Source organism: Allobosea sp. 117, assembly GCF_000702305.1.
GTDB lineage: Bacteria > Pseudomonadota > Alphaproteobacteria > Rhizobiales > Xanthobacteraceae > Ancylobacter.
Map to the genome: position 1 here is coordinate 564,775 of NZ_JNLC01000010.1, position 12,333 is coordinate 577,107.

11 protein-coding genes are annotated in these 12,333 nt (G+C 68.9%); 7 read left to right on the forward strand and 4 right to left on the reverse strand.

Annotated elements, in window-relative coordinates:
* Positions 1-78: 78 nt before the first annotated feature.
* The 3 genes from U742_RS0104685 (at position 79) to U742_RS0104695 (ending at position 1,850) form a co-directional block, all read left to right on the forward strand.
* Entirely contained in the window at positions 79-519 is a 441-nt protein-coding gene (locus U742_RS0104685; protein ID WP_197028172.1) for a pilus assembly protein N-terminal domain-containing protein, read from the forward strand.
* Positions 520-771: 252 nt separating this feature from the next.
* Complete coding sequence (locus tag U742_RS0104690) at positions 772-1,260, forward strand: TadE/TadG family type IV pilus assembly protein (protein ID WP_051660864.1); 489 nt, start codon at positions 772-774, stop codon at positions 1,258-1,260.
* On the forward strand, positions 1,257-1,850 hold the full coding sequence (locus tag U742_RS0104695; RefSeq protein ID WP_029350538.1) for a TadE/TadG family type IV pilus assembly protein: 594 nt from the start codon (positions 1,257-1,259) through the stop codon (positions 1,848-1,850). Before U742_RS0104690 ends, U742_RS0104695 begins: the two co-directional genes overlap by 4 nt.
* A gap of 45 nt (positions 1,851-1,895) precedes the next feature.
* On the opposite strand, the gene U742_RS0104700 is transcribed toward U742_RS0104695, so the two are convergent.
* Together U742_RS0104700 and hrpB are read right to left on the reverse strand one after the other, a co-directional pair.
* Positions 1,896-2,435, reverse strand: coding sequence for a retropepsin-like aspartic protease family protein (locus U742_RS0104700; RefSeq protein ID WP_051660865.1), 540 nt, complete (start codon positions 2,433-2,435; stop codon positions 1,896-1,898).
* Positions 2,436-2,514: 79 nt separating this feature from the next.
* On the reverse strand, positions 2,515-4,986 hold the full coding sequence (gene hrpB / locus U742_RS0104705; RefSeq protein WP_029350540.1) for an ATP-dependent helicase HrpB: 2,472 nt from the start codon (positions 4,984-4,986) through the stop codon (positions 2,515-2,517).
* A gap of 252 nt (positions 4,987-5,238) precedes the next feature.
* Between hrpB and U742_RS0104710 the strand changes: the two genes are divergently transcribed.
* Positions 5,239-6,018 carry a hypothetical protein gene (locus U742_RS0104710; RefSeq protein WP_029350542.1) on the forward strand — a complete coding sequence of 260 codons (780 nt, stop codon included), beginning with the start codon at positions 5,239-5,241 and terminating at the stop codon, positions 6,016-6,018.
* Between the two features lie 55 nt (positions 6,019-6,073).
* Here the strand turns inward: U742_RS0104710 and U742_RS0104715 are convergent, their stop codons facing one another.
* Positions 6,074-7,423: an omega-aminotransferase AptA gene (locus U742_RS0104715; protein WP_029350543.1), complete on the reverse strand. Its 1,350-nt coding sequence runs from the start codon at positions 7,421-7,423 to the stop codon at positions 6,074-6,076.
* A gap of 274 nt (positions 7,424-7,697) precedes the next feature.
* Between U742_RS0104715 and U742_RS0104720 the strand changes: the two genes are divergently transcribed.
* The 3 genes from U742_RS0104720 (at position 7,698) to U742_RS0104730 (ending at position 10,398) form a co-directional block, all read left to right on the forward strand.
* Positions 7,698-9,641, forward strand: coding sequence for a tetratricopeptide repeat protein (locus tag U742_RS0104720; protein WP_029350545.1), 1,944 nt, complete (start codon positions 7,698-7,700; stop codon positions 9,639-9,641).
* Between the two features lie 77 nt (positions 9,642-9,718).
* A complete protein-coding gene (locus tag U742_RS0104725; RefSeq protein WP_156034128.1) occupies positions 9,719-9,937 on the forward strand; it encodes a hypothetical protein in 219 nt (72 codons plus the stop codon).
* 233 nt (positions 9,938-10,170) lie between these two features.
* Positions 10,171-10,398: a hypothetical protein gene (locus U742_RS0104730; protein ID WP_029350551.1), complete on the forward strand. Its 228-nt coding sequence runs from the start codon at positions 10,171-10,173 to the stop codon at positions 10,396-10,398.
* A 28-nt stretch (positions 10,399-10,426) separates the two neighbouring features.
* Here the strand turns inward: U742_RS0104730 and U742_RS0104735 are convergent, their stop codons facing one another.
* Positions 10,427-12,073: a histidine--tRNA ligase gene (locus U742_RS0104735; protein WP_029350553.1), complete on the reverse strand. Its 1,647-nt coding sequence runs from the start codon at positions 12,071-12,073 to the stop codon at positions 10,427-10,429.
* Positions 12,074-12,333: the final 260 nt, after the last annotated feature.

Consider the following 12,333-nt stretch of genomic DNA (forward strand, 5'->3'; position numbering starts at 1 on the left):
CGTGCGTCTGTGCGATCCGCTTCCCTTCAGAGGCTGGGATCCGCCATGTTCGAACGTCATTTTCGTCCGAAATCCTGCGTGTCCCGCATCGCGGCGGCTTTGCTCGCGGTATTCGCCACTTCAGCCGCCTTCGCGCAGTCCGATGATCTGATCCTGCAGATGAACGAGGCGCGGATGGTGCGGCTGCCCCAGAACGTCGCCACGCTGGTGGTCGGCAATCCGATGATCGCCGACGGCACGCCGCAGAACGGCGGCATCCTCGTCATCACCGGCAAGAGCTATGGGCGCACCAATCTCGTGGCTCTCGACGCCGCCGGCGCCGTGCTGCTCGACCGCGACATCTCCGTCACCCGCGGTGGCGTCCAGACCGTCACCGTCTATCGTGCCAATGCGCGCGAGACGCTCAACTGCTCGCCGGCTTGCGATCCTGTCCTGTCCATCGGCGACGAGAAGCCGATCTTCGAGTTGCTCGCCAAGCAGATCGAGGATCGCAACGCGCTCTCGACCGGGCAGAAATGATTCGCGCTTGAGCGCGTGTGCTCGCTCGTGCGCGAGTGATGCGCCGCGCGAGGAGAAAGTCTTAAGAAGGCTTTACGAAATCCGTCGATTTTTCGACAGCGCGGGAAACCGGCCGGCAAGCCGGATGCTCTAGGGTCGTGACGATCATCATCCGGGGACATATCCCCTCGGCCAGAGCGTCGCACGAATATGAGCCCCGCTGTCCCTCTCTTGCACCGTCTTCTCAGGCGCTTCTCCCGCGCCGATGATGGCGTGACCGCCGTCGAGTTCGCGATAGTGGGGCCGGTTTTCTTCGCCCTGCTGATCGGCATCTTCGAGACCGCCTTCTTCATGATGGCCAACCAGATGATCGAGACGGCGACGATCGATTCAAGCCGCCTCATCCTCACCGGTCAGGCCCAGGACGAAGGCTTCGATGCCGCGCGCTTCAAGGGCGAAGTGTGCGCCCGCGTGCCGTCGATGATCGACTGCAGCGGCAAGGTGTGGACCGATGTGCGCACGCTGAGCACCTTCGACGAAAGCGTCGCCATTCCGACCGACGACGACGGCAATTTCGATTCGACGCAACTCATCTACTCGGCGGGCGGCCCCGACGACATCGTCATGGTCCGTCTCTACTACAAATGGACCGGCGTCATAGCGGAGGCGGCGCGGAACGTCGGCCTCGATTTCGGGAACCAGCCCGACGGATCCACCCTCATGGTCGCCACCATGGTGTTCAGGAACGAGCCCTACCAATGATCGCTTCCACTCGGGCTTCCCGGCGTCCCCGCCGTTCGCTGCGCCGCTTCGGGCGCGACAGCCGTGCCATGGCCGCCGTCGAGTTCGCGCTCATCGCGCCGGTCATGTTCCTGCTTTATCTCGGTGGCACCGATCTGACCCAGGCGCTCGCCATCGACCGCAAGGTGAGCCTCGCGGCGCGCGTCGCCGCGGACCTGATCGCGCGCCAGTCCACGCAGACCCTGACCGATGCGACGCTCGCCTCGATCTGCCAGGGTACGGTCGCGATGATCGCGCCGCACGACCGCACCAAGATGACGGTGGTGGTGAGCAGCATCGCGACCGACACCTCGGGTGTCTCCAAGGTCGCCTGGAGCCGCAAGTTCGCCGGTGGAGACTGCACCGCTGGCGCCAGCGGCACCTCGACCGGTAGCGTCGTCAGCATGCCGGCGGGCATCACGGTCAACGGATCGACGCTGATCATGGGCGAGACGTCGTATGACTATAATACGATGTTCGATATCGTGGTGAAGACCGGCCTGATTCATCTCGACCAGATCGCCTATACCCGGCCGCGCCTGTTCGAGAAGATCTGCTACAAGTCCTGCTGAACTGTCGGAATGCCTCGACGGCGGCCGGGATTTGCCGGTGCGCTCTCAGCGCTCGAGCTCCAATACGCTGCCGCTGACCTCGAACCTCGCCAGCCGGCGCAGGAACGTCATGCCCAGAAGATTGATGCCCAGCGCGCCCGGGGCCGCGACCAGCGCGTCGACGTCGTTCACCGTCACCGGACCCACCTTCACGCTCGACAGCCGCACCAGCCGGGCGCGCGCCACGCCGTTCGCCGTGCCGACGCGCTGGTCGAACGCGTCCGAGGGCTTGATGAGCCCCATCTGCCGGGCGTCCTCATAGCGCAGCGCCACCATGGTGGCACCGGTGTCGACCACGGCGTCGACGGAACGCCCGTTAATGCGCGCGTCGACCAGGAAATGGCCCGAGCGGTCCGCCGCGACGCGGAACCGGTTGCCGATGGTCTTCAGGTCCGGCGCCGGCTCGGGAGCGCGCGCGGATGCGGCCCGCGGCGGGGCCGCACTGTCCGCTCCGCCGTCGGTTTCGCCAATGCCCTGCAGCGCCGTCGGCGCGACATAGGCGAAGGCGAGCATCGCGCCCGCGAAGATCAAGACGATGCGGATCATGCCGCGAGGATAGACGCGGCGGGTGAAGCAATGCTTGCGGCGGTCCGTGAAACCGACGGTAACGCGCAGGCGTCGAGGCTTAGCTGCCGCGTGGCTTGGCGCGCCGCGTCGGCTCGGCGCTGGCCGGATCCTCCGGCCAGGGGTGCTTCGGATAGCGCCCGCGCATGTCGGCGCGCACGTCGCGCCAGGAGCCGCGCCAGAAGGCGGGCAGGTCGCGGGTGAGCTGGATCGGCCGGTGCGCCGGCGAGAGCAGAGCGAGGGTGAGCGGCACCCGGCCCTGCGCGATCGCGGGATGGATGCCAAGCCCGAACAGTTCCTGCACCCGCACGGCGAGCAGCGGGCCACCCTCGGCGGCATAGTCGATCGGCAGGCGCGAGCCGGTCGGCACCTCGAAATGCGTCGGCGCCTCCTCGTCCAGCCGCCGCGCCAGCTCCCACGGCAAGAGCGCGGCGAGGGGGCGGCCGAGACGGTCGGCATCGATGGAGTCGAGCGAGGTGATCCCGTCCAGCGCCGGCGCGAGCCAGTCCTCGGGATGCGCGGCGAGCCACGCGTCGGACAGGTCTGGCCAGACGTCCGGCGCGCTCGTATGCAGAAAGCGTATGCGGTCGAGCCATTGCCGCTGTGCCGTCGAGAAGGGCAGCCGGTCGATGCCGCGTGCCGCCGCAGCGCGTGCCAGCACCGTGGCGGTGTCGACGCCCGGCTCGACCTTCGCCGGCCGCTCGCTCAGCACCAGCGCGCCGAGCCGGCGGACATGCCGCGCCCGCACCGCGCCGGCCACAGGGTCGAAGGCGGTCTCGACGCCGGAGGTGATCGCATCGGTGAAATGCCCGATCAATTCCTCCTCGCCGAGCTCGGCGGCCGAGAGGATGCGCGCCTCGTCCGCCGTGCCGGCAAGCTCGGCGACGGCGAGGAAGCGCGCGCGGGCGAGTGGCAGGGCCGGGTCCATCACCGCGCCTCGCCCGTTCGCCAGCACGAAGCGCCGACCGTCGCCGCGCGCGCGGGCGATCCGGTCGGGAAAGGCGAGGGCGAGCAGCAGGCCGGGCGAAGGCGCCCCCGCCCGATCCGCGGCCGCGCCGTCGCCAGTCTCGCGCGCCCAGCGCTCCGCCAGGCGCCGTGCCTCTTCGGCCCGCCGCGAACGGTCGCGGGCGAAATCGTCGAGCCGATGCGCGAGATCGACCGCATCCCCACCGAGCCCGCGCTCCGAGACCAGCACGGCGAGCCGCGCCGCCGCCCCGCCGGCGCCGAGCGCAGCGCCCTCGATCACCATGCGCGCGAGCCGGGGTTCCAGCGGCAGCCGCGCCATGCGCCGGCCGAGCGCCGTCACCCGCCCGTCGCCGTCGACCGCGCCGAGCGCCGTGAGCAGCACGCGTGCCTCCTTGCAGGCGGCCGCCGGCGGCGGATCGAGGAAGGCGAGGGCGCCAGGATCGCCGACGCCCCAGACCGCGAGGTCGAGCACCAGCCGCGAGAGGTCGGCGGCGAGGATTTCCGGCGTCGCATAGGCGGGCAGGCTCGCCGTTTCCGCCTCGTTCCACAGCCGCCAGCAGATGCCGGGCTCGGTGCGGCCGGCGCGGCCGCGCCGCTGGTCGGCCGCCGCGCGCGACACCCGCACCGTCTCAAGCCGCGTCAGCCCCACCGCCGGCTCGAAGCGCGGCACGCGGGCGAGACCGGAATCGACCACGATGCGCACGCCCTCGATGGTGAGGCTGGTCTCGGCGATGGAGGTGGCGAGCACCACCTTGCGCCGCCCGGCCGGCGCAGGAGTGATGGCGCGGTCCTGCTCGCGCGGCTCCATGGCGCCATAGAGCGGATCGATGTCAACGGCGGGATCGCTCACTGCCTCGCGCAAGAGCCGCTCGGTGCGGCGGATCTCCGCCGTGCCGGGCAGGAAGGCGAGCACGGACCCTCGATCCGCAGCAAGCGCGCGCAGCACGGCGTCGGCCATCTGCCGCTCGATCGGCGCGCGCGGGTCGCGCCCGAGATAGCGCGTCTCGACCGGAAAGGCGCGGCCCTCGCTTGCGATGACCGGCGCGTCGCCGAGCAGGCGCGCCACACGCGCCCCGTCGAGCGTCGCCGACATGACGAGGATGCGCAGCTCCTCGCGCAGCCCGCCTTGCGCGTCGAGCGCGAGGGCAAGGCCGAGATCGGCGTCGAGCGAGCGTTCGTGGAACTCGTCGAACAGCACGGCGGCGACACCAGAGAGCTCCGGGTCGTCGAGCACCATGCGGGTGAAGATGCCTTCGGTGATCAACTCGATACGGGTGCGCGGGCCGGTCTTCGAGCCGAAGCGCACGCGATAGCCGACTGTGCCGCCGGCCACCTCGCCCAGCTCCGAGGCCATGCGCTCGGCCGCCGCCCGCGCGGCGATGCGGCGGGGCTCCAGCACCAGGATGCGACGGCCCGCGACCCACGGCTCGTCGAGCAGCGCCAGCGGCACCCGCGTCGTCTTGCCCGCTCCCGGCGGCGCAACCAGCACGGCGTTCGGGCTGGAGGCGAGCGCGGCGCGCAGGGCGGGCAGGGCATCATCGATGGGGAGGGCGGAGGCGGCGCTCATGCGCCGTTGCTTACCGGCAGGCAGCGGCGATGGCCAGTCGCGGCCGATCGATCCACGATCGATCTACAACTTGAAGGAGATTTTGAATAGATATACAACTTAAAGAATATTCTAAGGCCGGCATGCGCGCGCCGCGCGAACGCCACCCCTCCGAACCCGCACCGGGAGGGGCGATGCGGTCGCGCGCGTGAATGCGGTCCCGGCCGGTTGTCGTCGAGGTTTCGCAAACAGGCGCCGCGACAGGGGGGAACAATGACCGACCGCGCCATCTACATCTGGAAATTGCAGCCGATCATCAACGCCGAGGGCAGCGTACCGAAGATCATCGAAAAGGCCCGCCGCGCCCGACTGAGCCAGCTCTGGGTCAAGATCGCCGACGGCGCGCAGAAATATGCGAACGTCACCGGTGCGACGGGCAACCGTTTTGCCGACCTCATCCAGCGAGCTCACGCAGCCAATATCCAGGTCTGGGGCTGGCACGTCCCTTATTGCGAGACCACGGCGGACGTGAACGCGGAAGTCGCGGTCGTCTCCGGCCTCGTCCAGCAATTCCCGCTCGACGGCCTCATCATGGATGCCGAAGGTGGTGCCGAGTTCTTCCGGGGCGATGCCACCCGCGCCGACCAATATGGGGACGCCATGCGCACCCTTGCCAATGCGAACAACATCCCGCTGGCGATATCGAGCAACGACATTCCGCAGAACATCGGCGGCTGGCTGCCGCGCTTCAACAAGATCGCGGCCCACGCCACGGTGAATTTTCCGCAGGTCTATTATGGTGGCAGCCCGAGCGTCGAGCACCGGCTCGATCGCGCCGTGGCCGGCAACGCGCATGTCACGATCCCGTTCTGTCCGGTCGGTGCGGCGTGGATCGGCGACGGCGGCGGCTGCGCGTCCGCCTCGGCCTCGGCCGAGCGGGCACGCCAGTTCATCCGGCTCGTCCACGATCGCGGCTATCCGTCCTACAGCTTCTGGCACTGGGCGGGCGCGCCGATGGCGTTCTGGGAAGTCCTTAACACGACGTCGCCGTGACGCGTGCCGGGCGAAGGACGGCGCGGGCTGGCCGCGGCGCGCCGTCCTTTGAGGCTCAGAAGATCTTGTCGAGCGTCCGGCCGATCTTCTCGACGATCTGGCCGATCTCGCTCTCGCTGACGATCAGCGGCGGCGAGACGGCGAAGGTGTCGCCGGCGGTGCGCACCATCATGCCTTCCTCGTGGAAGAGGTGCTCCATGCCGTCATAGGCGCGCCGGCCGACGCCGTCCTCGCGCGCGGCGAAGTCCACCGCGCCGACGAGGCCCACCGTGCGGATGTCCAGCACGCCCGGCTTGCCGCGCAGCGTGTGGAACGCGTCAGCCCAGACCGGCTCCATGGCGCGCGCCCGCTCGAACAGCCCTTCCTCGCGATAGAGGTCGAGCGTCGCCAGCGAGGCGGCGCAGGCCAGAGGATGCGCGGAATAGGTGTAACCGTGGAACAGGTCGATGATCGGCTCGTCGCTCTTCACGAAGGTGTCGTAGATGTGCTTGCGCACCAGCACGCCGCCCATCGGCACCGCGCCGGAGGTGACGCCCTTGGCGAAGGTGATCATGTCCGGAATGACGCCGTAGCGCTCGGCGGCGAAGGCGTAGCCAAGACGGCCGAAGCCGGTGATGACCTCGTCGAAGATCAGCAGGATGCCGTATTTGTCGCAGATCTCGCGCAGCTTCTTGAGATAGCCCTTTGGCGCGGGAATGGCGCCGGTGGAGCCCGACATCGGCTCGACGATCACCGCCGCGATGGTCGAGGCGTCGTGCAGCGCAACAAGGCCTTCCAGCGCGTCGGCGCGCTCGGCGCCCCACTCCGGCTCGCCCTTCGAGAAGGCCTGCTTCTCGCGATTGTAGGTGTGCGGCAGGTGGTCGACGCCCGGCAGCAGCGAGCCGAACATCTTGCGGTTCGGCGACATGCCGCCGACCGAGATGCCGCCGAAGCCGACGCCGTGATAGCCGCGCTCGCGGCCGATCAGGCGGGTGCGGGTCGCGTTGCCGCGGGTGGCGTGATAGGCGAGCGCGATCTTCAGCGCGGTGTCGCCGGCTTCCGAGCCGGAATTGCACAGGAACACATGGTCGAGATCGCCCGGCGCCAGCGCCGCGATGCGGGCGGAAACCGCGAACGACTTCGGGTGGCCGTACTGGAAGGGCGGGGCGAAATCCATTTCCGCCGCCTGCTTCTGGATCGCCTCGACGATCGGGTCGCGGTTATGGCCGGCATTGGCGCACCACAGGCCCGCGGTCGCGTCGAGGATCGGGCGACCCTCGGGCGTGTAATAGTGCATGTCCTTCGAGCGCGAGACCAGGCGCGGCCGCTTCTTGAAGGCGCGGTTCGGGGTGAAGGGAATCCAGAACGCTTCAAGGTCGTTCGGCACCGCGTCGGGGGCACCGCTGTGATCATAGGCGAGGGACATTCGGGTCTCCGGTCATCGTCGGAACGGGCAGGATGTGCTTTTAGTCATGTACAATAAAACGGCAGTTTCCGGCACGCGAGAAATTGTGATGATGTGATCACTTTCCCTTCTAACCCTACAGCGCAGCGCCGTTGGCATACCGGGGTCGGTCATCAACTCGCCCCAAGCGTGCTGCATTCCCCTTACGTCATCGGCTAGAATGACGATATGACAGCGCGGCACGGCGGCGTGCCGGAGCCCCGTCGGCCTAGGCAAGGCAGAGCAGGACGCGAGAGTGCCACAGAGCGACATCGTCGAGCGGGCTGAGACCGGTTCCGGCACGTCCGACGCAGCCGGGGAGGCCATCGCCCCGGAGGCGGTGCGCGAAGTGCTCGCGCGCGTGCTCGACGCCGATGAGCTGCGCTCGTCCCCGCAACTCTCCAACATACTGCGCTTCGTGGTCGAGGCGACGCTGGACGGGCGCCGCGAGGCGATTAAGGGCTACACCATCGCGGTGGAGGCGCTCGGCCGCGATCCTTCCTTCGATCCGCAGGCCGATCCGATCGTGCGCGTCGAGGCCACCCGGCTGCGCCGCGCGCTGGAGCGCTATTATGCCGGTGCCGGCGCCAATGACGAGATCGTCATCCTGGTGCCGCGTGGCAGCTATGTGCCGCAGTTCCGCCTGCGCCGCGACGGCTTGCCGCCGGTCGAGGAGAATGGCGAGGGCGCCGTCGATCCAGCGGTGGATTCGCCGCCTCTTCCCGCGCCAGACCGGCTGCCGGTTCTTCCCCCATCGGCGCATGCGGGAAGGCGCGTGCCACCATGGCTAATCGTCACGGCGCTCGCCCTGTTGGCGGTCGGGCTGCTGGCGGCAGGCCTGTTCGAGGGCTTCGGCACGGCGGCGCTGCGGGCTCTGGTCGCCGGCTCGGCGCTGCAGCCGGTCGAGCGCGCCGACCGGCTCGGCATCCCGATGATCGAGGTGCGTCCCTTCGAGCAGACCGGGGCCTCGCTGCACGCCGCCTCGGTAGGCAAGGCAGGCGGCGCCTCCGCCGATGCGGGCGCCGACACCGCCGAATTCGACCCGCTGGCGATCGAGGTGCGCGTGCGCGACGCGCTGGCCCGCTTCGATCTGCTCGACGTGCTGGCGACGCCCGATGTCCGCCCGGCCAGCGACTGCGGCGCGGGGACCGACCGCGTCTTCTCGGCCTTCTCGCTCGGCGGCCTCGTGGAGAACCACGAGGACGGAAGCGTCGCCGTGCTGCTGCGCCTGGTCGATGTGTGCGACGGCACCATCGTCTGGTCGCGCGAGTTCGAGAGCCTCAAGCGCAGCGGCGATCCGACCGCCACCGAGATTGCGCTGGTGCGCGACATCATGGCCGCCATCGCCGAGCCCTACGGCATCATCCAGGCCCGTGCCCGCGCGCGCATTGCAGCGGCCGGCGGTGGCACGGCGACGGCGGGCGCCTATGGCTGCGTGCTCGAGGCCTATGGCTACTGGCGCAGCTTCATTCCCGCCGAGCATGCGAGCGCCCGCGCCTGCCTGGAGCGGGCGGTGGCCGCCGATAGCGGCTTTGCGCTCGGCTACGCGCTGCTTGCGGAGCTCTATCTCGATGAGGTGCGCAACGGCGTGAACCCGCGCACCGATACCCCCGCGCTCAACCGCGCGCTCGCCGCCGCCGAGCAGGCGGTCGAGCTGGCGCCGACCAGCGCCTATGCCCGCCGGGCGCTGATGGACGTGCATTTCTTCCGCGGCGAGCGGGGCCAGGCCATCGCCGCCGGCGAGACCGCGCTGGAGCTGAACCCCTACGATGTCGAGGTGATCGCCGATGTCGGCGGCCGCCTGATCACGCTCGGCCAGGTCGAGCGCGGCGAGGCGATGCTGGCGAGCGTGCGGCAGGTCGCGCCGGGCATGCCGCCCTGGGTGGACTATCACCGCGTCATCGCCGCCTATCTCAAGGGCGACGCGCCGGCCGCCTCCGCCGCCGCCGACCATCTGATGGGCGAGGGCTATGCGCCCGGCCTGCTCGCCCGTGCGCTGGCGAGCCACCTTGCCGGCGAGGACGAGGCGGCGCGCGCCGACCTGCGCCGGCTGGTCGAGCTCTCGCCCGCCTGGGCGGAGCAGACCGACGCCATGGTGGCGCGCTTCTTCCCCGATCCGGCCATCGCGCGGCGCGTGCATGCCGATCTCGCCGCCGTCGGACTGCCCGAGCGCCGAGCGGCATCGGTGGCGACGCCCTGAGTCATTCCGCAGCCAGCTTCAACTCGGACGCGAGATGCTGTATTGGTACATCCGGTCGCCGGTAAATGGGTGTTGTCATGATGCGCCTGTCGATGATCGTGCTTGGCGTCTGCGTCAGCTTTGCCGGCGGTGCCGAGGCCAAGAACCAGGCCGCCAAGCCCATGAAAAACCGTTCGGCGGCCGATCAGGAAAAGCACGCGCGATGCGCGGCCGACGCCAAGGCGAAATATGGCGATATGCCGAGCGCCCGCGCGCAGCGCGACAAGGCGACCGCCGCCTGCGACGCGAAACCCTGAACGGGCATTGCCCCTCGTCTCCTACCTGCCGGTTCTTATGCCCGTCGCTCAGGCCAGGCCGTGGCGGCGAAGCACCTCGCGAGCTTTGGCTTCCAGCCCATCGCGGCCTCGGTTCCCTAGGCGCGCCGAACGCCTCGCTGTGGCGGTGCGCTCCGCTCCTGACAAACGCTCTGGAACGGACGCGTCCCGCGACCTATCTGAGCCGGCGGCCATCCAACGGAAGGGGAGAGACGATGAAGGCTGCCGTTCGGGAGTTGCGCGACTGGCTGGAGGCACAGGGCCTCAATGCCGCCGATTTCCGCCTGCGCGTCGAAGCGAAGACCATTGCCGCGCAGCGCGACGTGCTGCGGGCCTTCAAGGAGGAAGTCGAGCCGGCCCTGACGCCCGCCGCCGCGGGTCACCTCAAGCCGACGCTGGAGGGCATCGAACTGTCCATCGAAGGGCCGCTGCCGCGGTTCTAGCGCGGGACGGACGAGTACGGGTCTCCGCTCATCCGATGCCGTGGTGGCGCAGCACCTCGTGGACCTTGGCCTCCAGCTCGTCCTCGGCGCAGGAGAATTGCGCCGGGCGGCTCTCGCGCCACTCCGTATTGTCGGTGATCGCTTGCGCCGCCTTCGCGCCCTCGATCAGGTCCTTGATCTGCACCTGACCGGCGGCTTTCTCGTCCGAGCCCTGGATCACCACGCAGGGCGAGTTGCGGCGGTCGGCATATTTGAACTGGTTGCCGAGGTTCTTCGGATTGCCGAGATAGACCTCGGCGCCGAGCGGGATGTTCTCGCGCTGGAAATAGTCGCGCAGCCGCTGAGCCAGCTTCATGTAGTCGGCCGTGCGGTCGCGATCCATCACCAGAACGACGACGGGACCATAGGCCGGCGCGGCCTCCTCGGCCTTGAGGTGCGCCAGCGCTGCGGCGAGGCGCGATACGCCGATCGAGAAGCCGGTCGCCGGCACCGGCTCGGAACGGAAGCGCCCGACCAGCCCATCATAGCGCCCGCCGCCGCCCACCGAACCGAAGCGCACCGGGCGACCCTTCTCGTCCTTCACCTCGAATGTCAGCTCGGCCTCGAAGACCGGGCCGGTGTAATATTCGAGGCCGCGGACCACGGAGGGGTCGATGCGGATGCGGTCGGCGAAGTAGCCAACCTTTCCGGCGATCACCTGCAACTGCTCCAATTCCTCGAGGCCTTCCAGTGCTAGTGCATTGTCGAAAAACTGGTTCTTCAGTTTTTTAACAGTCCATGCGTTGTTGACCAGAAAGTCTCGACTGACTTCACCCCAATCCTGACCTAGCCAGCTTTCCTGATGCGTTTCCGTCCACGACGTAACATCACCGGTTTCGGCGTCGGTGCCGAAAGGATCATCTTCCCAAGCCGGAATGCCCGCGTCCACGTAGGCAAGCACGCGATCCGCCTGCTCCTTGACTAGCCCCGCACCCTTGGTGAAGTCGCCGCTCTTGGCCTCCGGGTTCTCCCAGCGGCCGGGACCGAGCAGGTCGCGCACGCCGTTGACGCCAACTTTGTCGAGTTTGTCGATCGCCCGCAGCACCGTCAGACGCCGCCCGGCGTTCTCCTCGCCGCCGAGGCCGATGGCCTCCAGCACGCCGTCGAGCACCTTGCGGTTGTTGACCTTGATCACATAGTCGCCGCGCTTGATGCCGAGCGCCTCCAGCGTGTCGGCGGCCATCATGCAGATCTCGGCATCGGCGGCTACCGTCGGAGCGCCCACCGTGTCGGCATCGAACTGCATGAACTGGCGGAAGCGGCCCGGCCCTGGCTTCTCGTTGCGGAACACCCAGCCGGCGCGATAGGAGCGGAACGGCTTGGGCAGCCGGTCGAAATGCTCGGCGACGTGGCGGGCAAGCGGCGCGGTGAGGTCGTAGCGCAGCGACAACCACTGCTCGTCGTCGTCCTGGAAGGAGAACACGCCCTCGTTCGGCCGGTCCTGGTCGGGCAGGAACTTGCCGAGCGCGTCGGTGTATTCGATGAACGGCGTCTCCAGCGCCTCGAAGCCGTAGCGCTCATAGACCTGCCGGATGGTCTCCAGCATGGTGCGCGTCGAGGCGAGCTCGACCGGGCCGCGATCGGCCAGCCCGCGCGGCAGGCGGGCCTTGAGTTTGCTGGGTTTGTCCTTGGCCATGGTGGCGCCGTTCCTGAAAGTGGTCCGGCGCGGTTTAGAGGAAGGGGCGCGGCGCGGCAATGGTGCGGGCGCGGAGGTTTGCCGAAGAGTCTTCGCTGGGTCCCGGATCGGCGCTCCGCCTTCGGCGTCGCTGGCCCGGGACACGCCCACCCTACGTTTCCCGGACAAGCGGCACGCAGTGCCGCGCCGATCCGGGACCCAGCGGAGACTCCGCCGAAGGCGACACTAGACTATTCTTTCAGCCCACGGCTGCATCCCTG

Coding starts and splice junctions, on each gene's coding strand:
- U742_RS0104695 (WP_029350538.1), top strand. CDS start 1,257: ATGATCGCTTCCACTCGGGCTTCCCGGCGTCCCCGCCGTTCGCTGCGC.
- U742_RS0104700 (WP_051660865.1), bottom strand. CDS start 2,435: ATGATCCGCATCGTCTTGATCTTCGCGGGCGCGATGCTCGCCTTCGCC.
- hrpB (WP_029350540.1), bottom strand. CDS start 4,986: ATGAGCGCCGCCTCCGCCCTCCCCATCGATGATGCCCTGCCCGCCCTG.
- U742_RS0104710 (WP_029350542.1), top strand. CDS start 5,239: ATGACCGACCGCGCCATCTACATCTGGAAATTGCAGCCGATCATCAAC.
- U742_RS0104715 (WP_029350543.1), bottom strand. CDS start 7,423: ATGTCCCTCGCCTATGATCACAGCGGTGCCCCCGACGCGGTGCCGAAC.
- U742_RS0104725 (WP_156034128.1), top strand. CDS start 9,719: ATGATGCGCCTGTCGATGATCGTGCTTGGCGTCTGCGTCAGCTTTGCC.
- U742_RS0104730 (WP_029350551.1), top strand. CDS start 10,171: ATGAAGGCTGCCGTTCGGGAGTTGCGCGACTGGCTGGAGGCACAGGGC.
- U742_RS0104735 (WP_029350553.1), bottom strand. CDS start 12,073: ATGGCCAAGGACAAACCCAGCAAACTCAAGGCCCGCCTGCCGCGCGGG.